The 25,513-nt window shown below is 42.5% G+C and carries 28 protein-coding genes and 2 other annotated features; of the genes, 3 read left to right on the plus strand and 25 right to left on the minus strand.

Annotated features, from left to right (window positions below; genetic code table 11):
- Positions 1-4: 4 nt before the first annotated feature.
- A complete protein-coding gene (gene pheS / locus NST65_RS13125; RefSeq protein ID WP_034279699.1) occupies positions 5-1,039 on the minus strand; it encodes a phenylalanine--tRNA ligase subunit alpha in 1,035 nt (344 codons plus the stop codon).
- Positions 1,040-1,415: 376 nt separating this feature from the next.
- Positions 1,416-2,159, minus strand: coding sequence for an RNA methyltransferase (locus tag NST65_RS13130; protein ID WP_046312017.1), 744 nt, complete (start codon positions 2,157-2,159; stop codon positions 1,416-1,418).
- Positions 2,160-2,272: 113 nt separating this feature from the next.
- Between NST65_RS13130 and sspI the strand changes: the two genes are divergently transcribed.
- Entirely contained in the window at positions 2,273-2,494 is a 222-nt protein-coding gene (sspI, locus tag NST65_RS13135; RefSeq protein ID WP_024425725.1) for a small acid-soluble spore protein SspI, read from the plus strand.
- Between the two features lie 42 nt (positions 2,495-2,536).
- On the opposite strand, the gene cstA is transcribed toward sspI, so the two are convergent.
- Both cstA and NST65_RS13145 read right to left on the minus strand, forming a co-directional pair.
- Positions 2,537-4,333, minus strand: coding sequence for a carbon starvation protein CstA (gene cstA, locus NST65_RS13140; RefSeq protein ID WP_046312019.1), 1,797 nt, complete (start codon positions 4,331-4,333; stop codon positions 2,537-2,539).
- A gap of 345 nt (positions 4,334-4,678) precedes the next feature.
- On the minus strand, positions 4,679-5,767 hold the full coding sequence (locus NST65_RS13145) for a M42 family metallopeptidase (RefSeq protein ID WP_024425723.1): 1,089 nt from the start codon (positions 5,765-5,767) through the stop codon (positions 4,679-4,681).
- A 179-nt stretch (positions 5,768-5,946) separates the two neighbouring features.
- Between NST65_RS13145 and NST65_RS13150 the strand changes: the two genes are divergently transcribed.
- Positions 5,947-6,351 carry a hypothetical protein gene (locus NST65_RS13150; RefSeq protein ID WP_024426127.1) on the plus strand — a complete coding sequence of 135 codons (405 nt, stop codon included), beginning with the start codon at positions 5,947-5,949 and terminating at the stop codon, positions 6,349-6,351.
- Between the two features lie 17 nt (positions 6,352-6,368).
- Here NST65_RS13150 and NST65_RS13155 read toward each other — a convergent pair whose 3' ends face one another.
- From NST65_RS13155 to NST65_RS13190, 8 genes are all read right to left on the minus strand, one after another.
- Complete coding sequence (locus NST65_RS13155; protein ID WP_034279690.1) at positions 6,369-6,635, minus strand: DUF1294 domain-containing protein; 267 nt, start codon at positions 6,633-6,635, stop codon at positions 6,369-6,371.
- 63 nt (positions 6,636-6,698) lie between these two features.
- Positions 6,699-7,058, minus strand: a complete 360-nt coding sequence (rplT, locus tag NST65_RS13160; protein WP_007501659.1) for a 50S ribosomal protein L20 — start codon at positions 7,056-7,058, stop codon at positions 6,699-6,701.
- 31 nt (positions 7,059-7,089) lie between these two features.
- Positions 7,090-7,290, minus strand: a complete 201-nt coding sequence (gene rpmI / locus NST65_RS13165; protein ID WP_003216324.1) for a 50S ribosomal protein L35 — start codon at positions 7,288-7,290, stop codon at positions 7,090-7,092.
- Between the two features lie 24 nt (positions 7,291-7,314).
- Entirely contained in the window at positions 7,315-7,830 is a 516-nt protein-coding gene (gene infC / locus NST65_RS13170; protein ID WP_024425720.1) for a translation initiation factor IF-3, read from the minus strand.
- Positions 7,831-7,900: 70 nt separating this feature from the next.
- Positions 7,901-8,032 (minus strand) — a sequence feature (ribosomal protein L20 leader region).
- 128 nt (positions 8,033-8,160) lie between these two features.
- Entirely contained in the window at positions 8,161-8,856 is a 696-nt protein-coding gene (gene lrgB, locus NST65_RS13175) for an antiholin-like protein LrgB (protein ID WP_181566845.1), read from the minus strand.
- Positions 8,857-8,870: 14 nt separating this feature from the next.
- Positions 8,871-9,314: an antiholin-like murein hydrolase modulator LrgA gene (gene lrgA, locus NST65_RS13180; protein ID WP_024425718.1), complete on the minus strand. Its 444-nt coding sequence runs from the start codon at positions 9,312-9,314 to the stop codon at positions 8,871-8,873.
- A 137-nt stretch (positions 9,315-9,451) separates the two neighbouring features.
- Positions 9,452-10,189, minus strand: coding sequence for a LytTR family transcriptional regulator DNA-binding domain-containing protein (locus tag NST65_RS13185; protein ID WP_081124652.1), 738 nt, complete (start codon positions 10,187-10,189; stop codon positions 9,452-9,454).
- Positions 10,186-11,943, minus strand: a complete 1,758-nt coding sequence (locus NST65_RS13190) for a sensor histidine kinase (protein ID WP_081124653.1) — start codon at positions 11,941-11,943, stop codon at positions 10,186-10,188. The genes NST65_RS13185 and NST65_RS13190 overlap by 4 nt, the downstream gene beginning before the upstream one ends.
- 176 nt (positions 11,944-12,119) lie before the next feature.
- On the opposite strand from NST65_RS13190, the gene NST65_RS13195 reads away from it, so the two are divergent.
- Positions 12,120-12,899: an HAD family hydrolase gene (locus NST65_RS13195; RefSeq protein WP_034279681.1), complete on the plus strand. Its 780-nt coding sequence runs from the start codon at positions 12,120-12,122 to the stop codon at positions 12,897-12,899.
- 56 nt (positions 12,900-12,955) lie between these two features.
- Here the strand turns inward: NST65_RS13195 and NST65_RS13200 are convergent, their stop codons facing one another.
- From NST65_RS13200 to mutM, 13 genes are all read right to left on the minus strand, one after another.
- A complete protein-coding gene (locus tag NST65_RS13200) occupies positions 12,956-13,876 on the minus strand; it encodes a methyl-accepting chemotaxis protein (protein ID WP_034279678.1) in 921 nt (306 codons plus the stop codon).
- 157 nt (positions 13,877-14,033) lie between these two features.
- Positions 14,034-15,974, minus strand: coding sequence for a threonine--tRNA ligase (gene thrS / locus NST65_RS13205; protein WP_034279675.1), 1,941 nt, complete (start codon positions 15,972-15,974; stop codon positions 14,034-14,036).
- 45 nt (positions 15,975-16,019) lie between these two features.
- Positions 16,020-16,267: a binding site (T-box leader), on the minus strand.
- A gap of 43 nt (positions 16,268-16,310) precedes the next feature.
- Positions 16,311-17,180 carry a putative sporulation protein YtxC gene (ytxC, locus tag NST65_RS13210; RefSeq protein ID WP_024425712.1) on the minus strand — a complete coding sequence of 290 codons (870 nt, stop codon included), beginning with the start codon at positions 17,178-17,180 and terminating at the stop codon, positions 16,311-16,313.
- A 60-nt stretch (positions 17,181-17,240) separates the two neighbouring features.
- A complete protein-coding gene (locus tag NST65_RS13215) occupies positions 17,241-17,879 on the minus strand; it encodes a TVP38/TMEM64 family protein (RefSeq protein ID WP_046312323.1) in 639 nt (212 codons plus the stop codon).
- Between the two features lie 33 nt (positions 17,880-17,912).
- Positions 17,913-18,842 carry a primosomal protein DnaI gene (gene dnaI / locus NST65_RS13220; RefSeq protein WP_034279671.1) on the minus strand — a complete coding sequence of 310 codons (930 nt, stop codon included), beginning with the start codon at positions 18,840-18,842 and terminating at the stop codon, positions 17,913-17,915.
- A gap of 16 nt (positions 18,843-18,858) precedes the next feature.
- Positions 18,859-20,283 carry a replication initiation and membrane attachment family protein gene (locus tag NST65_RS13225; protein WP_342489380.1) on the minus strand — a complete coding sequence of 475 codons (1,425 nt, stop codon included), beginning with the start codon at positions 20,281-20,283 and terminating at the stop codon, positions 18,859-18,861.
- A gap of 101 nt (positions 20,284-20,384) precedes the next feature.
- Positions 20,385-20,843, minus strand: a complete 459-nt coding sequence (gene nrdR / locus NST65_RS13230) for a transcriptional regulator NrdR (protein ID WP_003216720.1) — start codon at positions 20,841-20,843, stop codon at positions 20,385-20,387.
- 4 nt (positions 20,844-20,847) lie between these two features.
- Complete coding sequence (locus NST65_RS13235) at positions 20,848-21,234, minus strand: hypothetical protein (RefSeq protein ID WP_061109456.1); 387 nt, start codon at positions 21,232-21,234, stop codon at positions 20,848-20,850.
- 183 nt (positions 21,235-21,417) lie between these two features.
- Positions 21,418-21,798, minus strand: a complete 381-nt coding sequence (gene speD, locus NST65_RS13240) for an adenosylmethionine decarboxylase (protein WP_003216492.1) — start codon at positions 21,796-21,798, stop codon at positions 21,418-21,420.
- Positions 21,799-22,033: 235 nt separating this feature from the next.
- Positions 22,034-23,056 (minus strand): glyceraldehyde-3-phosphate dehydrogenase, encoded by a 1,023-nt coding sequence (locus tag NST65_RS13245; RefSeq protein WP_024425707.1) that lies wholly within the window; start codon positions 23,054-23,056, stop codon positions 22,034-22,036.
- 172 nt (positions 23,057-23,228) lie between these two features.
- Positions 23,229-23,834: a dephospho-CoA kinase gene (coaE, locus tag NST65_RS13250; protein WP_342488976.1), complete on the minus strand. Its 606-nt coding sequence runs from the start codon at positions 23,832-23,834 to the stop codon at positions 23,229-23,231.
- A gap of 13 nt (positions 23,835-23,847) precedes the next feature.
- Positions 23,848-24,480 carry a sporulation membrane protein YtaF gene (ytaF, locus tag NST65_RS13255; RefSeq protein ID WP_342488977.1) on the minus strand — a complete coding sequence of 211 codons (633 nt, stop codon included), beginning with the start codon at positions 24,478-24,480 and terminating at the stop codon, positions 23,848-23,850.
- A 174-nt stretch (positions 24,481-24,654) separates the two neighbouring features.
- Positions 24,655-25,488 (minus strand): DNA-formamidopyrimidine glycosylase, encoded by an 834-nt coding sequence (gene mutM / locus NST65_RS13260; RefSeq protein WP_342488978.1) that lies wholly within the window; start codon positions 25,486-25,488, stop codon positions 24,655-24,657.
- Positions 25,489-25,513: the final 25 nt, after the last annotated feature.

The raw sequence follows: 25,513 nt of genomic DNA on the forward strand, positions 1-25,513 counted from the left end.
CCTCTTAGTCCTGCTTGAATTGCTTTGTGAATCTAATGTCATTTGTGTAGAAATGGCGAATATCATCAATGCCGTATTTCAGCATCGCGATCCGTTCCACACCCATTCCAAAAGCAAAGCCTTGGTAAGTTTCTGGATCAAATCCGCTCATTTTCAGGACATTCGGATGAACCATTCCTGCACCTAAAATCTCAATCCAGCCTGTTCCTTTACATACGGAGCAGCCCTTCCCGCCGCATTTAAAGCAAGACACATCGACTTCGACAGATGGTTCTGTGAATGGGAAAAAGCTTGGACGCAGTCTAATTTCACGATCTTCACCAAACATTTTTCTTGCGACTGTCTCCAGCGTTCCTTTTAGATCACTCATGCTAATATTGTGATCGACGACAAGCCCTTCAATTTGCATAAATTGATGTGAATGAGTCGCGTCATCACTGTCACGTCTATATACTTTCCCAGGACAGATGATCTTCACAGGACCTTGTCCTTTATATTTCTCAAGTGTACGTGCTTGTACTGGTGATGTTTGTGTTCTCATCAGTGTATCTTCGGTAATATAGAAGCTGTCCTGCATATCACGTGCCGGATGCTCCTTTGGAAGATTCAGCGCTTCAAAGTTATAATAATCCGTTTCTACCTCAGGACCTTCCTCAACGGTATAGCCCATGCCAATAAATAAATCTTCAATATCTTCGACAACAATCGTTAATGGATGTCTTGCTCCCATTTTGATTGGACTTGCCGGTAAAGTAACATCGATCGTTTGAGACGCAAGTTTTTTCTTCACTTCTTCTTTTTCCAGCTGTTCATTTTTTTCAGCAATGGCACCAGCAATCTGCTCTCTTACTTCGTTAGCAAGTGCACCCATTTTCGGTCTTTCTTCTGCGGAGAGCTTGCCCATTCCGCGAAGTACTTCTGTAATCGGTCCTTTTTTCCCTAAGTATTGAACACGAATGTCATTGACCTCTTTGAGCGAGCTAGCTGCTTCAACCTTCGCTATCGCCTCTGTTTCAAGCTGTTTTAACGTTTCTTGCATGAGTGTAATCCTCCTTTTGATATACAAAACCGCTCGGATAAACGGCTGTTTGATCGTTTGAAGACAATAAAAAAACCCGTTCCTCCATAAAAGAAGGGACGAGTTGTGGTCGCGGTACCACCCTTGTTAAGCACAAATGCATGTGCGAATAAGCTTCATTGACATAACGGAATCAAACGAATCCGGTTCACCTTTACGCAAAGCCTGCGGTCCCGGTGACAACTCCAGAGGTGAATTCCTGTTTCAGCATTCCTTAAATGCACTTTCAGTCTACGATGCATTCTCCCTAAAAGGCCGCTTCTTGAAACAATCTTCCTCTATCATGGTTTTTAAAATATTAGTTTCATTATAGTGAAAATGAGCACTTGATGCAACACTATCCGCGCAAATGATAGACAAGAACAGCTGCTGCAACAGCGACATTTAATGATTCTGCCTGCCCATACATTGGCACATATAAATTTTGATCTGTCATTTGCAGAATCGCTGGATCAATACCTGCTCCCTCATTTCCAACAATTAATGCAAACGGACCTTCTGCCGTTACGCTTCTATACTCTTTCGCATCTTTTAAGGCACTCCCGTATACAGGTATGCCTCGTTCTTTCAGTTCGGTGATCGCCTGTTGAAGAGTTTGCTTTAAGATAGGCAGGTGAAAATGAGACCCTTGTGCCGAACGGAGCGTTTTTCCGTTAAACGCATCAACTGTTCCTTCTCCTAAGATCACAGCATCAAGACCAGCGGCATCTGCTGTTCGAATGAGTGTGCCTAAATTCCCCGGGTCCTGCACTGCGTCTAATAAAAGAATTCGTTCAACCTTCTTTTCTTCAAAAACAGGAACTGTACAGACTGCGGCAATGTGCTGAGGCGTTTCCGTTTCTGTCATGGCAGAAAAGGCCTCTTCGCTCAGTTCATAAAGCTCAATGTCAGGCTGGATATGAGAAGGAAGCATATCGGGCGAGGTGACCATTAATTCTTTCACGATCCCGCTCTTTAATGCTTCTTCGACTAAATGTATTCCCTCAACGAGAAACAGCCCCGTTTTCGTTCGTTCTTTTTTCGTATGGAGCTTCTTCCATTGTTTAATGTTTGTGTTTTTAGCTGATTCTATATATTTCAAGCGACGTTAACTCCTTTAATTATCATGAATTTATTATATCTCATGCACACTACATAATAAACCTGTCTTTGAGACAGAATAGGGCTATTACCATCAAAAAAGGAGTGTGGGCAATGGATTTTAATTTAAGAGGCGCAGTCATTCAAAACATTACTGGCCATAATCAAGAACAGCTTGAACATACGATTTTAGATGCTATTCAAAGCGGCGAGGAAAAAATGCTGCCAGGCCTTGGCGTGTTGTTCGAAGTGCTATGGCAAGAAGCATCAGAAAACGAGAAAAATGAGATCCTTGAAACATTAGAGCAAGGCTTAAAGCCTCAGCAGCAGCAATAAAAGAAGCCGGTTTGCTTATATAAGCAAGCCGGCCTTTTTCATTTAACCAGTGATAGGCGTCTCCATTCGAAGCGCTGGATCACGCCAGATTTCGACCCATTTTTTTATCGCAAACACAATAATCACAAAACCTAAGATCAGCATGATGATCGACAGCACCGCATTCAGCACGCTGTAACCGGATGCTTCAGGATTGAGATATACATTTGCTACCATCCAATAGCCTGCATAATTCACCGTCACATATAAGTAAGCAAGCGGAATTAAACAAGTCAGCATATATCGTCTTTTATCTGCAATTTTTAATACAACGGTTGCCCCGATGATCAACCCAACCGAGGCCATTAACTGATTTGAAACCCCAAACAGCGCCCAAATAGACCCGATGTCCCCTGAGTAAAGTAAGTATCCCCACATAAAACAAGCAAGCGCACTTGCAAACACCGAACCAGGTATCCAGTCAGTTCGTTTAAGCGGTTTATATGCTTCACCTAAGAAGTCTTGAATCAAATAGCGTGCCACACGTGTCCCCGCATCAATAGCAGTTAAAATAAAGACAGCCTCAAACATAATGACGAACTGGAAGAAGTAAGAAGCCAAATGACTAAAGAACGGAATCCCCGTAAAGATATACGCCATCCCTACCGCTAATGTTACGGCACCACCCGTTCTTCCTTCTAAGTCAAGGCCGATTTCCTTACTCAGCTGAGGAAGGTTTTCGACACTCATACCGAGTGTGCGGAACACTTCGGGTGTACTGTTTATCGCAAAATAATCTCCTGGATGCAGAGCAGTAGCCGCAATTAAAGCCATAATCCCAACTAAGCATTCCACAAGCATTGCGCCAAACGCAACAGGCTTCATATCACTCCATCGGTCCAGCATCTTAGGTGTTGTCCCTGAACCAACAAATGCGTGGAAACCAGAAATGGCACCGCAAGCAATGGTAATCGAAATAAATGGCCAGACAGGACCAGCTAATACAGGTCCTCCTCCATTCACAAACTCTGTAAACGCGGGGAATTGAATGGACGGATTCACGACAAAGATACCAGCAATCAGCGCAATGAATACACCAATTTTCATAAAACTACTTAAATAGTCCCTCGGTGCAAGCAGCAGCCAAACTGGCAGAGCCGCAGCAAAAAAGGCATAGATCGGCAGGGCAAGAGCAAGCGTTTTTGTATCAAGTGTTAAAAAATCACCTAGTGCCGTTCCTTGAATATTTGGACCAAGGAATACCCCAAACATCAGCAAAATAAATCCCGCAGATGTCGCCAGCTTTAAATTGCCTGTTTTTTTATAATACAGACCAACCCCCATCGCAATCGGAATCGTGATTCCAACTGCAAATGTCCCCCAAGGGTTACGTTCTAAAGCATGAAGCACAACCATAGACAAACCTGCCATTGTAATTGTAATAATAAACAGCATCGCAAGTCCTGTACAAAACCCGGCAACAGGTCCCAGCTCTTCCTTCGCGACCTCTGATAATGATTTCCCCTTTTTTCGCATCGATGCAAATAAGACGACTAGATCATGTACAGCTCCGCCTATGACTGCTCCAATTAAAAGCCAAAGGAGACCAGGTAAATACCCAAATTGAGCGGCTAAAATCGGACCCACTAACGGACCAGCAGCTGCAATGGCAGCAAAGTGATGCCCAAATGTGACCCATTTATTTGTCGGCACATAATCTTTCCCGTCCTCTAGCGTGTGAGCCGGTGTAGGATGATCATCTGTGACCTTTAATACCTTGACCATCATAAATGTGCCATAAAGACGATAGGCAATCGCTAAAATACACATAGATCCTATTACAATTGTAACCGCATTCATTTAACCATCCCCTTTGTATAAACAATTTGTTACAAATATAACATAAATTGATTGATTTTTCTTTCTTTTAAAACCAAGTTGACAAATAAGAATAATATGTTTATTCTTAAGGTAGCTTCACCTACTTCCATAAACTCTCTTTTGACAGGGCATTCTATGGCTCTGTCCTTTTTATTGCTTTCATCTTACAAAAATAAACGCTCGATCACATGTGCCTTATTCACTAGGAAACATTCTCCTCTTTTACTGAAAATAGTTCTTTCGACTCACTTTGAACACACCGTTCATTTCCTGGGAAATTCAATAAGAAAGCCTTTCCCCTGTACTGAGGAAAGGCTTTCTTACTTAAGAACCGTACGTAATCTGTTCAACGGTTTTTTGATCAAGTCTTTTGATCACTTCTGTTAAAAGCTTCACTGCATTTTCATAATCATCTCGGTGAATCATTGCGGCATGGGTATGAATATATCTGCTCGGAATTCCGATAGATAGTGATGGAACACCATGGCCTGTTAAATGAATACCGCCAGCATCTGTCCCGCCGCCAGGCATTGAGTCATATTGATAAGGAATGTTTAGTTCATCAGCTGTTTGGACAACAAAATCACGAAGTCCTTTATGAGAGACCATTGAAGCATCAAATACAACAATCGTTGGGCCTTTGCCAAGTTTGCTAGTTGCTTCTTTCTCAGTGATGCCCGGTGTATCTCCTGCTACACCTACATCAATGGCAAATCCAATATCAGGCTGAATCGTAGCCGCTGCTGTTTTAGCTCCGCGCAGGCCTACTTCCTCTTGGACAGTTGCGACGCTGTAAGCAATATTCTCATGCTGAGCATTGTGCAAATTTTTCATGACATCAATGGCGACTGCACAGCCAATGCGGTTGTCCCATGCTTTTGCAAGGAGCATTTTTTCATCATTCATGACTGTAAACTCAAAGTAAGGAACGATTTGATCTCCAGGCAGCACGCCCCACTCCATTGCCTGTTCTTTGCTTGACGCCCCAATATCAATAAACATATCCGTAATCTCAATTGACTTTTTACGAGCTTCAGGTGACAAGACGTGTGGTGGCTTTGAACCAATTACCCCTGTGATCTCTCCCTTTTTCGTCACAATGGTGACACGCTGGGCGAGCATGACTTGTGACCACCAGCCGCCGACTGTTTGAAAACGAATGTAGCCTTTGTCATCAATTTTTGTCACCATGAATCCTACTTCATCTAAGTGACCAGCGAGCATAATTTTAGGTCCGTTAGCGTTTCCTTCCTTTTTAGCGATCAAGCTGCCAAGGCGGTCTGTAGAGACTTCATCTGCATATGATTCTATGTATGTCTGCATGACTTTTTTGACATCACGTTCATTTCCTGGAATCCCTTTTGCATCCGTTAGGTCTTTCAGCATAGTTAATGTTTGATCGAGCTTTGTCATTCCATTTATCCTCCTTTATCTTCATGGTGCATTCTTATTATACAAAACCTCTTTCGTTCAATACGATCTTTTTATGAATATTTTTTCGTTTTACGAAATATTTTTTTTAAAAAAGTTGAAACCTTTTGGCGTTTTCATTCGTAGTACATCAGATAACGGTATTGGAGGTGCATCCTGTCATGTTTGTAATCCTCATGAGACTAGCTCTTGTTGCACTGCTTGTCTACATCTTCTACATGGCGGTAAAATTCTTCTCAAATCCGAGAAGAAAGCTGAAACAAGCACAATTAAAAGAAGGCTTTTATTTTATGGACGAACAGCAAAATGCGCGCAAAAATTTTAATTTCGTCTATAAAGGTGTCTTGTTTGAAGGGGAGAAGCATGTTCCTTCTAAGGATCATCCTCTGTTTGTCCACTCCATTTACGTTTGGACGGAGTCACCTGAGAAGCTGAGTGAATTTACATTAGAAGACTTTGAAAAACTGGAGGAAAACATTATCGAGCGTTATCCTCAAACAAAAATTGATTGGGATCAGCCCATAAAAAAAATCAAACAAAAAAAAGGAGCAGACACGCCGTCCTAATGGCGTCTGCTCCTTTTTCAAATAACTTGGATATATCCCAATAGGATCAACTGCAAAATAATTAATAAAGGCATGCCGATTTGAAAGGCAGGATGCTTTGTTTTATGCCGGAAATACTGCATTCCTAGATATGACCCGGCAGCGCCAAAAAGAACCGCAGCACTCCATAAATGCGCCTCTGAAATTCTCCATTTATGTGCTTTGGCGCGGCGTTTGTCTTCACCCATGAGAAAAAAGCCATAGCCATTCACCAAAATAAGCAGCAGGATCAAAGCCATATTCATTCATTTCACCTCACATGATGAGAAAAAAAGATCACCCCTCGAAGGAATGATCTTTTATAGAACTTACTTGTCTAGTTGTGCTTTTGCAGCATCAGCAAGCTGATTGAATGCATTTAGGTCATTCACAGCAAGGTCAGCAAGCATTTTGCGGTTTACTTCGATACCAGAAAGCTTTAAGCCATGCATTAAACGGCTGTAAGAAAGACCGTTCATACGAGCTGCAGCGTTGATACGAGTGATCCATAGTTTACGGAAGTCACGTTTTTTCTGACGACGGTCACGGAAAGCGTAGTTTCCAGATTTCATCACCTGTTGGTTTGCTACTTTGTATAATCTATGTTTTGAACCGAAATAACCTTTTGCTAATTTAAGAACCTTTTTACGACGCTGACGCGACACAGTTCCGCCTTTTACTCTTGGCATTGTAATTCCCTCCTATGATTCCTATTCCAAATTACTTAATGTTTGCAAGTTGTTGTTTGATACGTTTGAAATCTCCAGCACTTACGATTGCACTCTTACGCAATTTACGTTTTTGCTTTGTAGATTTGTTAGCGAACAAGTGACTTGTGTACGCATGAGAACGTTTAAGTTTACCAGAACCTGTTTTTTTGAAACGTTTAGCAGATCCGCGGTGAGTTTTCATTTTTGGCATTGGATGTTTCCTCCCTCTGTTACTTTACTTTTCGACTTTTGGTGCAAGCATGAGGAACATGCTGCGTCCGTCCATCTTAGGTTTTGTTTCTACTGTTGCTACTTCAGCGCAGGCTTCAGAGAAACGGTCTAACACGCGCTGTCCGATTTCTTTATGCGTAATCGCACGGCCTTTAAAGCGGATAGAAGCTTTCACTTTATCTCCCTTTTCAAGGAATTTGATTGCATTACGGAGCTTCGTGTTAAAATCATGTTCATCGATTGTCGGGCTCAACCGAACTTCTTTTAAGCTAATGATTTTTTGATTCTTACGTGCCTCTTTTTCCTTCTTCTGCTGTTCGAATCGGAACTTACCATAGTCCATGATTCGGCAAACAGGTGGTTTTGCATTTGCAGCAACTAACACAAGGTCAAGATTGGCTTTAGCAGCAATTTCCAGAGCTTCCTGGCGGGTTTTAATCCCAAGCTGATCGCCATTTTGTCCGATCAAACGAACTTCACGCGCACGAATACCTTCATTAACTAATTGATCTTTGCTAATAGTGAGCCACCTCCATGAGATTTTGAATTGAGTTCACAATTCATTTGACCATTTCGTTGTATGTTTTACAGGCAAACAAAAAGTGTGGGCATATAAAACACCCACACTGCGAACATTTGCATGAAAAAATAAATGTACGGTCAACCTGTCAACTACAAACATGTGTCAATCAGGTGAGAAGCGGGTGCTTCTGCTTGTGATATCTATTCAATTCGTTAATTATTCTACACAATTTTCATTCGTCCGTCAAGTAACCGAACTCTTGAAACAACTTTTTCAGTTTAACATGATGAGACGAATTGGGCAAGACTTTTTCACACAATGACGCCATCAAAGAATCAACTGCATAAAGATTGGAATGACGATAACGGTCACAACTCCTACGACCACAACGGCGATACTTGCCATCGCTGCTTCTACTTCTCCCATCTCAATTCCAACAGAAACCCCAAGCGCATGTCCTGATGTACCAAGTGCAAGACCTTTTGCCACTGGGTTTTTAATGCGAAATAATTTTAAGAAGAAGGCACCTAGTGCATAGACAATGACTGCGTTTAATATGACCGCAAAGGCTGTGATATCTGCGATTCCGCCAATATCCTTTGCAATCGGAAGAGCAATCGCTGTTGTCGCTGCTTGTGGAAGCATGCTTTTCATCACAGCCGCATCTAAATGAATCCCTTTCGCTACGAGATATACGATCGTAATGGAACAAAGTGAACCTACAAAAATAGCGGATAAAATTTGCCACCAATATTTTTTAAGCAAGGCTCTCTGCTTATAAAGCGGGATAGCGAAAGCAATCGTGGCAGGCTCTAAGAAAAATTTGATAATCTTGCCGCCCTCATTATAATCTGCGTAGGAAAAACCGCCAACTTTCAAAAATAAAATGCCTAGTACCATCGCCACAAACAGCGGGGTGAACAAGAAGAAACCTTTTGATTTTTTAAATAAGAATGTCCCTATCCCAAAGGCGACTAATGAGACGACAATGCCAAAATAAGGACTCATTGTACTTGTACCCATTTTGCATCTCTCCTTTAATGCGTACTTGAAGCTGGTTTATTTGAATGAGAAGGAGCAGATTTACTCTCCTTTGTCTCTTTACGTTTCTGCGGTCTTTCTGATAATTGCATGAGAAGCTGCGAAAACAGCCCTGTCGCTGCAAGTAGCATAATGGTTGCAATGATAATGACGCCGACTACTTGCACACCTACTTCTTGCATGACACCTAGTGATTGAATGACTGAGATTCCAGAGGGAACAAATAGAAAGCTAATGAGTCCTGTCAATGATGTTCCTAATTGCTCCACCTGCTCCAGTTTAACGATTTTCGTTGTTAACAAAACAAATAATAGAACCAAACCAATGACGGATGCGGGCATCGGAATCGGTAAATACATTGAAATGAGATTAGAAACAAACATTACGGTTGCAAAAATAAATGCTTGAGATAGAAATCCATATACTTTCGTGGCACTCATGCCGCTTCACCTCTTTCTTCGACTGCCCTCAGTATAAGGCATGAAATAAACGAATGAAGCGTTTACAATAAAACTCGCTCGATTCAATGACTGAAATGCAAAAAACGAGTATTGAAATACAAACAAAAAAAGCCCTCCTACTCTAGCAGGAGTGACTTCTTTAATTCTTTGGCATATGTGCGGCTGACAGGAATGATAGACCCGTCTGTCATATGCAGATTATACGTCGAATTAAACCACGGCTGTACTTCTTTCATATGAGAGGTATTCACGATATAGCTGCGATGGACCCTCATAAAGTAAGCCTCAGGAAGTTTCTTTTCAATGACCACCAGCGGTTCTGAGACCTCATACATGTGATCCTTTGTTTTCACGACCTTTTTCCCCTCGCTGAGTCCTACATACATGATCTCTTCAACTCGCAGGATCACAATTGAGTCATCAACTGAGATCGCTAATTTTTGCTGGCGGGGCGCTTTCTCATCTGACAGCTGGTGCTCTTGCGTCTCAACAGATTTCCACTTTTTAAACTTTTGAATCGTCTGGAGCAGCCGCTCTTCATCAAATGGTTTTGTTAAGTAATCAAGGGCACTTACCTCAAACGCCTTCAGCGCATATTGATCAAAGGCTGTCGCAAATACAACCGCTGGCGGATCAGACATCCGGTTGAGCCTTTTGGCAATATCAAATCCGTTCTCACCAGATAAATCAATGTCTAAAAAGAGCAAATCCGGCTTATGATCGACCATCCGGTCAAAAGCAGATTCTATATTTTCTGCTTCCTGTATTTGAACATCCTCTTTCGTTCTTCGTAATAAGTATTTTAATTCATCTCTTGCTAACACTTCATCATCTACGATTAATACTTTCATCAACGAGAATCATCCTTTTTTACATAGTCCATCGGAATGCGAAATGAGATGTCAGTGCCTTTGTCACTATGAATGGATAAAGCGGCTTGTCTGCCAAAAATCCCTCTTAACCGCTGATCTAAATTAAAAAGGGCTGTCCCTGTTCCTTCTAGTGATTCGACAGGCGCTTTTAATAGCTGAGCCATCTTGTCATCATCGATCCCTTGTCCATTATCTGTCACTTCCATATAAACATGCCCATCTTTCATCAAAGCAGATACGATGACTTCACAATTCTTTTGATGTTTAGGAAAAGCATGTCTCACTGCGTTTTCAACAAGCACCTGAAGCACAAAGGGCGGAATCATCACCTGCTCCAGCTCCTTTTCGATTTGAAAGGTCACATGGTACCTATTTGGAAACCTTGCTTGTTCAAGTGACAAATATGCCTCCACATGCTGAATCTCTTTCTGCATTGGAATCAGCAAATGGCGGGCGCCTTGCATATTTGAACGGAAATAAATACTTAGCTGAAGCAGCAGCTTCCTTGCCATCTCCACATTGGTTCTGCATAAAACAGAGATGGTATTAATAGCGTTAAATAAAAAGTGCGGGTTCACTTGTGCTTGAAGTGCTTTGATCTCTGCATCTTTTAAGAGGCGGCTTTGAGTTTCCGCCTCCCCCAGCTCAAGCTGTGTGGAAAACAGCATCGCCAAACCTTCTGCAAGCTCCTCTTCCACCCTGCTTAATCCGACCGGAGAATTGAAATACATTTTTAACGTTCCAATCGTTTGACCGTTAGAAGTGAGCGGCAGCACGATGGCCGCTTCAAGAGGGCAATGGGCGACTGAACAATTGATTTCGCCCTTCGAATGCGCCTTCATAATCTTGCCGCTCATCAAAACCTGTTTCGACAGCCCTGTAATCAGGCTTTTAGATGGAATATGATGATCTGTTCCATCTCCGACATGTGCTAAAATCTTTTCTGTGTCTGTTAAGGAGACCGCATCTGTTTCAGTCAACCGATGAATGATCTCCGCCACACTTTTACATGACTGTTCATTTAACCCTTGGCGGAAAAAAGGCAGTGTTTGATCGGCGATCGAAAATACACGATGTGTCTGCATCGCTTTTGCCTGCTCTTCTTGCCGAATGACTGACTGTAAAATAGATAAAAAGATAAAGCTGCCGATTCCATTCACAAAGATCATCGGCAGGGCGATGATACTGACAAGCCCCCATGCATCCGCAAATGGCTTTGCAAACAGAAGGATAATGATCATCTGTAATGATTCCATCGCCACCCCAAAAAGAGCTGCTTGGCGAGGTGTCACCATTCGATTCCTCCGCTTAAACCTGCTGCCGACATAGCCTGCAATGACACCCGCTAAAATGGAAGAAATCGCACAGCTGAGCGCGGTGCTTCCTCCTAAGGAATAGCGATGAATTCCAGCTAAAAGCCCTGCGCCAATCCCTACAAACGGCCCCCCGATTAAACCTCCCATTTCGATCCCCATAATTCTCGTATTGGCGATAGAGCTTGACGAGCCAAGGTGATAAGAAAACTCATGATTCATGACAATTTGCTGCTGAATTTCAATTCCTGTGTAATTGCTGATAATACTAAAAGAAGCAAAAATGAAGACAAGAATTGCCTTTTTCCGAAACCCTTGATTATGTAGCAATAGATTGCGAAAACCCTTCACATGGGCAAGCACAAATCCTAAAATAACGATGATCCCCACACGCTCGATCATCATGATAATTAAATGAAGCAAACCGGCCACCTCAAATGATGTATGTCATATCTACTGTCTTTCTATTCTATCATGTGCGGTCAATGATCAAATATCTCTCAAATCTTTTCTTTATTGCCCTCTTCTTCTATTGTAAAATGAACATGAGCCTGTCACTTGCAATTGAAGGTAACACATACATAACAAGGGAGAAGATCATGAAAGCCGTATTTTTCGATTTAGATGATACTTTGCTTTGGGATGAAAAAAGCATTCACACAACTTTTCAGGAAACTTGCCGGGAAGCGGAAAAGAAATATGGACTTGATCCAGAATCGTTTGAACAGATTGTACGTGAAGAAGCAAGAAAGCTGTACTCTTCCTATGAAACATATGATTATACTGTCATGATCGGCATTAATCCTTTCGAAGGACTGTGGTCGAATTTTAGTGAACCGATTAGCGAAGGCTTTCAAAAGCTGAACGCCCTTGCACCTGAGTATCGCAAAAACGCTTGGACCAATGGCTTAAGGGCAGCGGGAATTGACGATGAGGCATTTGGACAATATTTGGCTGATTTCTTTGCAGCAGAGCGCAGAAAACGCCCATATGTCTATGAAGAAACATACCCTGTTTTAAACCGCCTGAAAGGCAGCTACGAATTGCTCCTTTTAACAAACGGAGATCCTAGCCTTCAAAAGGAAAAACTGGCAGGTGTTCCTGAGCTTGCCCCTTATTTTAACGAAATTGTGATTTCAGGAGACTACGGGAAAGGCAAACCTGATCCGGGTATCTTTGAGCACTGCCTTCAGCTGTTAAACTTAACAAAAGACGAAGTGATCATGGTTGGAGATAATCCGAAAACAGATATTCTCGGCGCATCTCGCGCTGGCATCCAAACCGTTTGGATCAATCGCCATGGCAAGAAAAACGAAACAGATGTGACGCCTGATTATGAAATCAAAGACTTACATGAATTGTTTGATATATTAAAATAGAACAAAAAAACACCCTTCTCCTGACGACGAGATTGGGTGTTTTTGTAGTCTTAGAGCTATATGATTGCCGCTAGACTTTGCGCTTGCCGGTCTAAGCCGCGTGCTGCTTCTCCTACAATGATGAATTCCTCACTTGCCTGCTTTACAAGATCCCGGTTAGTAAACACGGTTGTCTTTGCCCGGCTTGTTCCGCTGCTGACTTTCTCTACTTCTGCATGGATCGCCTTCACGTATTGATCTACCTTGACGATCGCTTCTTTTGAATTTGTCGCTAGCTTTCGAATTTCTGCTGCCACTACACTAAAGCCATTTCCATAGGAACCCGCATGTGCCGCTTCTATTGCCGCATTTAAGGCGAGCAGCTGGGTTTGTGAAGAAATGCTGTTAATGCTTGCAGCAATGGAGCTGATGGACTCTACCTGCTCGGTTAATCCTTTTAGCAAGCTCATATTTTGATCGGTTTCGTTTGCTATATGATCAAAGGAGGCATTGACACTTTGACTATGCTGAATGCCAACTTCTGCTCGTTCCATTAATTTTGCAGACATCTCCTTTAAGTCTTCTACGACTTGCTTCATTGTATGTTCTCTCTCCGTAATATCTGTCGCCACTTTCACAACACCTACTACAGTTCCTTCTTCATCTCGAACAGGTGAATATGTCGCTTCAAGCCATAAGCTGCTGCCGTTTTTCGTGATCCGCTGCACTTTTTCTTGAAAAACTTGACCTTCTCTCAAACGCTTCCAAAACATGTGATAGCTCGTGTGTTCTGTAATATGCGGAGGACAGAGCTGTCTATGTTGAAGACCGATCATCTCTTCTTTAGAATATCCCATGGCTTTTGCAAAAATATCGTTCACCCATAGAACTTCACCTGTCACATTAAATTCAATCATTGCCAGCGAGTGCTCTAATGCACGAAGAACAGCTGATTGCTCCAATACATGTGACGATAAATTGTTTGTTGTTTGCATCATCGCTTTCATTCCCCCAATTTGTCTCGAACCAATAGTACATACTTACCCTTACTTTTGTACTATCTAAACGTCTCTTTTTAGGAATTGGATCACTAGTGGAGGTGTTTTCCAAAAAGAAAAAAGCCAGTGACCTAAAGAGAATCACTGGCTGTGCTTATTATTTCTTTGCTTCTGCTACTGCATGTTTCACAAAGCCTTCAAGATCCATTGTTTCTGAATCTTGTTCCCCGTACTTTCTTACATTGACAGCGCCATTTTCTGCTTCTTGATCTCCGACGACAAGCATGTACGGAATCTTTTGCATTTGCGCTTCTCTAATTTTGTACCCAATTTTTTCATCGCGGCTGTCAAGCTCTACACGAAGGCCTTCAAGCTGCAAACGTTCTTGTACTTTTTTCGCATAGTCTAAATGAACAGACGGTGAAACTGGGATGACTTGGAATTGTACAGGTGCCAGCCATGTTGGAAGGGCTCCTTTGTATTCTTCAATTAAGAAGGCAACGAAACGTTCCATTGTAGAAACAACGCCTCTATGAATCACGACTGGACGATGGTGCTTTCCATCTTCTCCGATATATGTGAGATCAAAGCGTTCTGGAAGTAAGAAATCAAGCTGTACAGTGGATAATGTCTCTTCTTTTCCAAGAGCTGTCTTTACTTGTACATCAAGCTTCGGCCCATAAAATGCCGCTTCGCCTTCTGCTTCATAGTAGTCGTGACCAAGCTCGTCCATTGCATCCTTCAGCATCGATTGTGCTTTATTCCACATCGCATCGTCATCGAAATACTTCTCAGTATCTTCCGGATCACGGTAAGATAAGCGGAATGTGTAGTCATTCAAACCAAAGTCTTGATACACTTCTTCAATTAAGCGAACTGTACGGATGAACTCGTCTTTGATTTGATCTGGACGAACAAAGATGTGTGCATCGTTTAATGTCATACCGCGAACACGCTGAAGGCCGGATAAGGCACCTGACATTTCATAGCGGTGCATTGTACCAAGCTCTGCAATACGAATTGGCAATTCGCGATAGCTGTGCGGCTCGTTTTTGTAAATCATCATATGGTGCGGACAGTTCATCGGACGAAGAACAAGATCTTCGTTGTCCATTTCCATTACTGGGAACATGTCTTCTTGATAATGCGCCCAGTGTCCTGATGTTTTATACAATTCAACACTTGCAAGAACTGGTGTGTACACATGTTCATAGCCAAGACGCACTTCTTTATCGACAATGTAACGCTCAATGACGCGGCGGATTGTAGCGCCTTTTGGCAGCCAAAGCGGAAGTCCTTGACCAACCTTTTGGGAATTCGCAAACAGTTTCAGCTCTTTTCCAAGCTTACGGTGATCGCGTTCTTTCGCTTCTTCCAGCAGACGTAAGTGCTCATTTAAATCTTCTTTGCTGAAGAAAGCTGTTCCGTAAATACGCTGAAGCATTTGGTTGTTACTGTCGCCTCTCCAGTATGCACCGGCAAGGCTTAACAGTTTAAACTCTTTGATTTTTCCTGTAGACGGCAAATGAATCCCGCGGCAGAGGTCAAAGAATTCCCCCTGCTCATAAATCGTCACAGCTTCACCTTCTGGAATCGCCTCTAACAGTTCAAGCTTTAATTCATCACCAATCGCTTCAAAGCGCTTTTTCGCTTCTTCTCTTGATACTTCAATTCGCTCAATTGGCAGATTGCTGTTAATGATTTTCTTCATTTCTTTTTCAATCTTTGGTAAGTCTTCAGGTGTGATGGCAACATCGATGTCCACATCGTAGTAGAAACCATTTTCGATGACAGGACCTACGCCAAACTGAACGTGATGCTCTTTTCCATAAAGGCGTTTGATCGCCTGCGCTAGCAAATGTGCTGTGCTGTGGCGCATAATGTCGAGTGCTTCTTCACTTTTATCTGTGATGATCTCGATTGTTCCACTTTCTAATAGCGGCGTACGCAGATCTATTTCTTTACCGTTCAATTTACCGGCAAGTGCTTTTTTCTTTAGGCCCGGGCTAATTGATGCCGCGATGTCTTCTGTTGTAGCTGTTTTGTCAAACTCCTTGACTGCTCCATCTGGAAATGTAAGTTGAATTTGTTCTGACATCTCTGGTCACTCCTTTTTTTGGCAATATAAAAACCCCGCCCCCTGGAAAGGGACGAGGTTGAATAAACGGAATCGTGGTTCCACCCTTTTTCCCGTACTTGCAGCTTGCTTTTTCATAAGCAAATACGGCTTGTGTTTCGATAACGGGAATTCCCGTCAGCCATTACTAAAATGTTCACAGCTGATGTTCAAAGGTGGTAAAGCAAATGGTCCTCTGCTAGGAAGCTTTCAGCCGCGGCTTCCCTCTCTTTAAGCGGGTGTTCATTTGTTCATGTCCTTATCAATACGGTCTCTGTATGAAGTTACACCGTATTATAAAACGTTTTTTCGTGAAAATCAAGAAAGCTTTTCACTTTTCTTGTTGAAATGAGCATGTACAAATTGAACATTCTGCTCTTGGAATGAATGAGACGGGAACACCTCGACCCTTTCTTGAAAAATATTTTGAATGGTTTGCACCATCGAGTGACCTGTATCATTTGTAAACAGGTCAATTTTTTGCGGTGCAATGGAGACAAGCGGTGCAATCAGCTGCGAATCAATATACATTGGATGCTCTCTTACAAACTGTCTGTCTATGTATTGTTTTTGATCACGCTCAGAAGCGTAGCGAAATTCCCAAATCACCAGGCGGTCCTGATGCACAACATGTACTTTTTCGAGCCTAGGCTCTCTTGCCATCACATAGTCTCGAAGCGATTGAATGAAGTTTTGATACTCTTGCTCCATTTTGTATTCTTCAATGGACACTTCAACATAGTTCTTCAGCCTTCGGTCATACTCTGACAGCCTAAATGTCATAAATGAACCAATTGAAAAAACACCTTGCTGTAAAGAAATCGCCTCAAGCTCCTTTTTTAAAAGGGCTTCTCTTGACGGGTCTTGCTGAATGCCGGGAATATCATCTAAGTCCCCATTCATGATACTGTGTGCGATGGAAAGAATTTGGTGCTGCTCTTCGGGATCTTTAAACAAATAGGTGTTTTCAAGGATGCTGCGCATGCGCTCATTTTCTTTGCATTCCAAAAAAAAGTGAACCAATAATGGCCGCACAATGTGCTCAAGTGCTTCTTCGGATTCCTTCGCCTCTATGAGAAGCCGGTCTTTCCCTTGTTGAATTGACATGTGATGCCGACTGTCTAAGTGTTCAGCAAGATGTAAAAAAGCGGCGGTATCATATTCATCTTCAAAGATTATTTCAAGCATGTTTGTCCCCCCTAACGACATCTGTTACATATATATGGGGGGAACATAAAAAATAGACGCCTAAAATAAATCAGGCATCTTTCTTTTTAAAATGAGTGGAACAGAGATAAAGATCAAATAAATCAAACAAACAACCGCTAAGGCGGCATAATTGCCGCTGACAAAGCTTGAGCCGAGAACATTTAACGCAATTGTACCCGGTATTAAGCCTAAAAAGGTGGCTGTCACAAATGCACGATAATTTGCACGTGAAGCAGCTGCCGCATAGCTGACAAAATCAAAATGAATCGGTGCAATACGCAATAACAAAATATAAAGAAATCCATGCTCCTGAATACGGGACGTCACCGCTTTCAGCTTCCGGCTGTTTGATTCCGTTTCCTTCTTTTTTGCTCGAAAGGTTGAAGCAATCATGAAGGAGCCTGTTGCCCCGGCTGTCGCTCCAATGAGGGCATAAATCGTCCCAAGGACACTGCCGAATGCCAAACCCGCCGCAAGCGAAAAGACCGTAATCGGGACGAGAACAAACGGGCGGAAAAGAGATAAGAAAAGAAAAACAAAGGGAGCCAGCATTCCAAATTGAAGCACCCAATTCTTCACATCTTTCGGCGCCAGCTGAAGATGCTGTTTATTCAGCCACCACAGCGCAGCAGCAAGAATGCCAATCACAAGAAAAAGCAGCCATTTTCTTTTGTTCATTTCATTTGCTCCTCCTTCAGGTGACATACGCTTTTATAAATGACGGCGGTTTTCTCCTTCGAGCAAGACAGGCTCTGCTAAATAGAGAATCCGTTCCATTAAACGAGCGGCTTTGACCTCTTCCTTTTCCCCCCGCTGTGAGTACGTAAAGTGATGCTTCAGCTCATTTGGTGAGAAATTAGAAGAGAAAAATGTCGGCAGCTGTTCTGCCATACGGTATTGTAAGATCGTACCGAGCAGTTCATCCCGCACCCAGCTTGTCATCGATTCTGCCCCAATATCATCAAGCATTAAAATAGGAGTGGATTTAACCATATTCAGCTTTTCTTCTAGCGTATGATCAGCTAATGAATTTTTTAACTCTCTTACAAATTCAGGCACGTAAACAAGGAGAGATGGGTACTCTTTTTCCGCTAGCTGCTGCGCAATAGCTGCTAGTATATACGTTTTTCCTACTCCAAACTTTCCGTGTAAATACAAGCCTTTTCCTTTTCCAGTCTCATCATAGCTTTGGAGGAATTGACCTACTTTTTGAATGACCTCTTGTCTTCCCACAACGTTCAGATCAGCGAACGTCGCTTGAAGGACATTTTGCGGAATATACATGCTTTTCATCAGCTCTTGCTGTTTTTTCTGTCTATCGAGCCGCAGCTTGACCAGGCAAGGGGAATATTCAATATCAATACTCTGACCTTTGATCACAAGCTTCGGGTGATACCCATCTAAAATGGCATTGACGTTTTCGTCATCTAAGCAGTAAGAGCAGCCCTTCGACTGCTGCACATATTCAAAGAGCCGGTTCAAGCTGCGATTGATCATGTCTTCATGTATCTCTTCTTGATGCTTCTGTAAAAATGCCTTCACATCTTCATCAGACAACACACTTTCTTTAATCTGATTGTATCTCACGCGAAAATCTACTCGTCCTTTTAGCTGTTCAAATGAACGACCGATCGGTTTCATCCCAACTCACCTCACCTTAATGTGCATTGTACTTTTTCATATTTTTAAACTGATCTAACAGTTTTTCTTTTTCTCGTTCAAGGTCTTCTGTAGACAGATTGTCCGTTTGCTCTTTTGCCGGCTGTTCTTTTGTTTCGGTTTCTTTCATCCAGTCAGGCAGTTTCTCTTCCCGGACGACTTTTCCTGAACCATATGGGCTGCGCTGCTTTTTCTGTTGCGCCCACTCTGTCATTTGTCTGTTCTCTTCTTTGGCAATTTTCATGGCCGCAGCAACGGTTTTGATTTTCTTTCTCACCCAATGAGAAGCGATTTTTTGCATATATGCTTTCGACAGCTTCATATCTGTTTTGAGTAATGTATAGTAGATGAGAACATTCATGACACCTGGCTCTAGCTGCTGCTCGATCATGATATCTTCGACAATTCTTAAGTCGGCATATGTTGGCTCAATGCCATCTGCCATGTCTTTTAGCAGCTCCCTAGGCGAAATATGATCCAGCTTTTCAATCAATTTTGCATCTGGAGTATCTGCCGCCTGCGTCTTTGAAGCATCTTGGCGCAAGTGTCTTGGCTGTTTTTGATCAATCAGCTTTGGCTGTTCGCCTCTGTATTCAATTTGGTACCAGTCTCTTGCTGCTTTTCTCAGCTCTTCTGTTGAGATCATTTGATCCGAACCGCATGCACCTGCTACAATATTTTGCATTTGAAGCGGGGTGATGCCGTATACAACAGCTAACTTCTTAATTGTTTCTTTTACCTGCTTTGTCAAAGCCTTTCTTGGAATCATCATGTCAGACATACCGGCTAATAATAGATCGAAATCAAAGGATTCGTCCGAGAGCGGTGCCGGCTGACTCGATCCAACGGTCACATATTCATAGCCTTGATCAAGCGATGACGCCTGATGAATTTCTTCTGTCATCTTGCGCTCGCCTGGCTGCAATACGTGAAACACTTCTTCAAATGACCGTGAAATGTTCTTTGCTTCTGCAGGAACACCCGGATAAGAGAAATAATCACGCAGCTGCATATATTTTGCTTTTTCTACACGATGGTACAGCAGGACATTCAGCATACCATCTTGGAAAAACTCATCTGGTCTTAGCGGCGGTACAAGCTCATATGTAAACAGTCTGCCTTCTTCCGTTTCCTGTTCATATGTGCGGAGTAAGCCGATCGCTTCAAGCTTTAAACGTTCCTCAAAAATATCATTTAAATTCGTTTGCAGCATGACCATGAGCTGCCGATGAGGTACAGGTTTCCCCCACATACGATTTTGTTCCAGCTCTCCCCACAGCGTCATGTATAAGCTGAAAGCGGACATGCCAATAAGCGGCTGATATAAAAGAGTGATGAGCTGTCTATCGATGTCACCGAGCAATGAAGCGCTTTTGACGACATACGGATCGACGGCTAGCACTTCCTTCCAATGCTCTGTCATATGCTGATCCTCCCCATGAATTGCGATTGTTTCCATTGTACACTCTTTTTGCGTTTTACGCTTTACGCAGGAAAAAGAGCATGAAGAATCTCCAGCTCTTTTTAGCGTTCTTTCTTTAATAGGTCTTTTAATTCATCAATAAAGACATTGATGTCTTTAAACTGCCGGTAAACCGAGGCAAACCTGACGTATGACACTTCATCAATTTTCGCCAGCTCGTCCATGACCATTTCACCTACAAGCTCGCTTTTCACCTCTGACATGCCTTGATTGCGCAGTTCTTTTTCAATATTAAAGCAGACATCCTCCAGCTGCTTTAAAGCGACAGGACGCTTTTCACACGCTTTGATGAGTCCTCTCAGCATTTTTTCGCGGCTGAATTCTTCTCGAATTCCTTCTTTTTTCACCACAATCAGCGGTAATTCTTCTAATTTTTCAAACGTCGTAAAGCGATATTGGCAGCTTTCGCACTCTCTTCTGCGACGGATGGATTTCCCTTCATCTACTGGTCTTGAATCAAGCACCCTTGTGCCAAGGTGCTGACATGTGGGACATTTCATTTCATCAGCTCCGATCTATTCTTGGAAGTTGTTTGTCTAGTTCATCATAAAGGGACAGAACGGTCTTTTGACTATAGCCGAAATCTGTTGGCAGGGCCGTTTCTGTTGTTACATTAAAATCGACAGCTGTTTCAAAAGGACGAATTGAAATGACAGTCGCCACGAGAAAGGCTTTTTTCGGCAATCGTATGTTTGCGCTGATTTCACCTCGTTCTGCTGAAACAGATGTCACTTGATAAGAATCGCTTTGGGAAAGAATGGTTTCCACCGCTTGAAAAACTTGTGCATTCGTCGATTTGTAGTAATGGCTTTTCAGTTCTGACACTGGATGCTCGTCAGATGTTTCTGTATGGTTTGACATGAACCGTTTAAACTTTTGTCTTAAAGTCATACACGTATCCCCTTTGCCATAATGCCTCTTTCTTTATTTTATAAAAAAAACCTTTGTTTTCCTAGAACAAAAGTATAGACAAGCTGGGGAATGTTGGATTTTTTATCAAAAAAATATAAAAAGGAGCATAACACAAAGGCATTCAATGCTTTTGGCCAGCTCCCATTGCAATCTTTTTTATGTTTACAGTGCTTTGGCTTGTGCCTGTTTTACTTGTACAGGTCCCATGCCTCGAGGAATTTCGATGTTTTCTCTTGTTTCAGCACCTAATTCATCTCCGATATGATCTGCTGCAATATTCGGATCTAGGTCACCGCAAGTATAAACATCTATGCTCGCATAACCATGTTCAGGAAAGCTGTGAATTGTCAGATGAGATTCAGAAATAATGACAACTCCACTTACTCCTTGAGGTGCAAATTTGTGAAAAGCAACCTCTCTTACCTCAGCTCCTGATTTCAAAGCTGCATTTACAAACGTTTTTTCAATAAAATCCATGTCGTTCAGTTTATCACAGTCGCATCCCCATAGCTCGGAGATAACGTGACGTCCGATTGTTTCCATCATGGACCCCCCTTTAAACAAGAATGAAAGAGTGAAGTTCTAAGCAGCCGGACCGGACATATACCACGGGGGAAAGTTAGTCCTAAGAGGTCCTAACCCTTTAAGTATACCCGAATGAGTCTGCGAACAAGAAGTTCACGAAAAATAGTATACTTTGTTTAGACCCATTTTGCAAGCTGTGTTTTTAGTGGGATTTTCTCTCATTTCTTGAAAAGGGACGATCGTCTTCTTCATTTCAAACAGCAGACAGCTCTTTCATCTGTGCGCCGACAAACTTTACAAGGTCAACCACTCGGCATGAATAACCCCATTCATTGTCATACCATGCAAGAACTTTCACTTTTCTCCCTTCCATTACCATCGTTGTTAGTCCATCAACGACTGCTGAATAAGGGTTTGTGTTAAAGTCCGTAGAGACAAGCGGCTCATCTGTGTAATCTAAAATACCAGCAAGAGATGTTTTAGATGCATTCGAGAAGGCTGCATTGACTTCTTCTGCTGTGACATCTTTTTTCAAGTCAACGACAAGATCAACCATCGACACATTGGAAACTGGTACGCGGAGTGCAAGTCCGTGTAATTTCCCTTTCATGTGCGGAAGCACTAAAGAAAGCGCTTTAGCGGCACCCGTCGTAGTTGGAATAATGGACTGAGCACATGCTCTCGCCCGGCGCAGATCCTTATGCGGGTTATCGATATTTTTTTGATCATTTGTATAAGCATGAACCGTTGTCATTAAACCATTGTCGATGCCAAATTCATCATCTAACAGTTTCACAACTGGTGCTAAACAGTTTGTTGTACAAGATGCGTTTGAAATAATGACGTGCTTTTCAGGATCAAGATCATCCTCATTGACACCCATCACAATCGTAATGTCTTCATTTTTACCTGGAGCTGTTAGAACGACTTTTTTCGCTCCGGCATCTATATGGCCCATCGCTTGATCTTTTGAATTAAATTTACCTGTTGCTTCAATGACGATATCAATCCCAAGCTCTCCCCATGGAAGCTGCTTCGGGTCTCTATTATTAAGCAAAAGAACTCTTTTGCCATTCACAATCAAGGCGTCATCTTCTGCTGTCACATCACATTCGTAACGTCCATGATTTGTATCATATTTAATTAAATGTGCTAGCGTTTCGGCAGGATAGCTTGCGTTCACCGCTACAATTTGAATTTGATCATCAAGCATTGCTTTTCTGAAGACCATGCGTCCAATTCTGCCAAACCCATTGATCGCTGCTTTTACCTTCATGAACAGGTCACTCCTCTATTATGTGTTATACTCAATAAATTTATTTATGAAATTAGTATATCACATTAGAATGTAATTGCCAGTATATAAACGTATATTTTCTAAAAAGGGCTGTTCTTTTCAAAGGAAATCAGAATAAAGCATAAAAAAAGAAGAGTACGTGTATGTACTCTTACTTATCTGTATGTTCCCATTCATTTAATATGTTCTGCAATTGCTTTCTAATAAACGCGAGATCTTGTGTGTTCTCTATCACGCGGTCTGCTTTTTTACATTTCTCCTCAAGAGACTGCTGAGAGTGAATACGATTCAGCGCTTCTTCCTCGCTGAGGTCATTTCGATTCATGAGCCGCGACAGCTGCAATTCGGGCGTTGTATACACCACAATGATGCGGTCGACGAGACTTTCCAGCTGACTTTCAAATAAAAGCGGGATATCGAGGACAACGAAGGTTTCCTTCTGACTAACCCCTTCATCTCTCTGTTTGAGCATTTCTTTTCTCACTTCAGGATGAACAATCGCATTCAGCTGCTTTCTTTTCTCTTCATCAGAAAAAATGACGGCTCCAAGCTGCTGCCGGTTCAGCTCCCCATTTGGCAGGAGAACATCCTCACCAAAGGTTTGAACGATTTGTTGAAGAGCTGGTGTTCCTTTGGCAACTGCTTCTTTTGCAATGACATCTGCGTCCACGACCCGGATGCCCTGCTCTTTTATCATTTGCGAGACGGTGCTTTTTCCACTAGCAATCCCGCCTGTTAATCCAATGACAAGCGTCAATTGATTTCCTCCTTTACAGCTTCCACACCCCAATTAAAATGAGCAGGAGCCCTGGTAAGCATGCAAGTTTATCGATCCAGCGCCAATTGGCCAAGTAATGACCGGAACGGATCCCGATACACACAAAAAGTGAGCTCATCACGGCCACAGTGATACTCATGACAATTGGAGAAAAGCCTAGAATCGCAGCGCCAATCCCTGCGCCAAATGCATCAATGGATAAAGCAATCCCAAGAAGCACCGCTTCTATTCCATTGATCGTCCCAGAACGGTCAATATCTGCACTTGTCGGCTTTCGCAAAATTTGAATGACAAGACCAAGCGATTGCACTTCCACATTGAGCAATGTCTTTTCATGAAGAAGCAAATCACGCTCTTTCGCTGGTTTGTAAAATTGATAAAGGACCCAAAGTCCAATGGCGATTAAAATGCCTCCACCAAGTTTATCTGTCACTGAGACAGGGAGGAATGTCGTCAGCAGGCTGCCAATCAGCATGGAAATGAGCAGCACAATCCCTGAACAGCACGCAATAATGACAATCGCTTTAAATGGAATCTTCATTTTACGAAGTCCATACGTAAATCCTACAGAAAAGCTGTCAATGCTGACTGCAATAGCTAAAAACAGGAGCGAAATCGAAATCATACCTGAACTCTTCCTTTCTGTTCATGCAACGATGATCAAGAGTCTCTAGGCGTCCTTAGACTCTTCTTCACTATATGAAGAGCAGGTGGGCTGTGTGTCAGTCTACACCTTGCTGAAAAATGAATGTTTTTTATCGTATGCACAGCAAAAAGGAAGCATGCTGATGGCTGATTTTTATTGAGGACGCTTTTGGCAGATCACACAAAAATGAGTGCCGCGCCCTCCGACTACTGTTTTCTCAATGATGCTTCCGCATGTTTGACAAGGCTCTCCCCGCCGGTCATACACAAGAAGCTGCAGCTGAAATGTGCCAATATCACCTTGTGAATTGATATATGAGCGAATCGTGCTTCCTCCTGCATCTACCGCTACTTGAAGTGTATCGATAATATGCCTGTGAAGCACTTTGCACGATTCAAGGCTGAGCTGATTCGCTTTTGTTTCTGGATGAATGCCTGCTTTAAACAAAACCTCATCTACATAAATATTACCTAGTCCCACGACAATCTTTTGATCAAGCAGCGCTGTTTTGACCACACGGGAAGTTTTTTTCAATTGCTCCCATAAATATTCCGGAGTGAATTGATCATCAAAAGGCTCATACCCCAGCTGCGAGAGCGGGAGTTCCTTTTTTTCTTCACCCGGCTGAAATAAATGCATCGTGCCAAATTTACGCACATCATGATACCGAAGCTCAGTACCGTCTGTAAATGTAAAGACGACGTGTACATGTTTATCGTATGGCTCATGCGCTTCATGTACACGGTATTTCCCTTCCATCCTTAAATGGGAGACCATTACGTAGTGGTCTAAATGAAAGAGCAGGAACTTTCCTCTTCTTTCAATGGTTTGTATCGTTTCTCCTACCATCCTTCTTGCGAACTCTTCCGGCTCCCCAGGACGTTTGATGATATTTGGCCATTTGATATCGACCGTTTCAATCGTCTTTCCTTCGACTAACCGCTTGAGTGTGCGCCGGACGGTTTCAACTTCTGGTAATTCCGGCATGCTCCTCGCTCCTTTTTCTCTCTCT

Source organism: Bacillus sp. FSL P4-0248 (assembly GCF_038593305.1).
GTDB lineage: Bacteria > Bacillota > Bacilli > Bacillales > Bacillaceae > Bacillus > Bacillus safensis.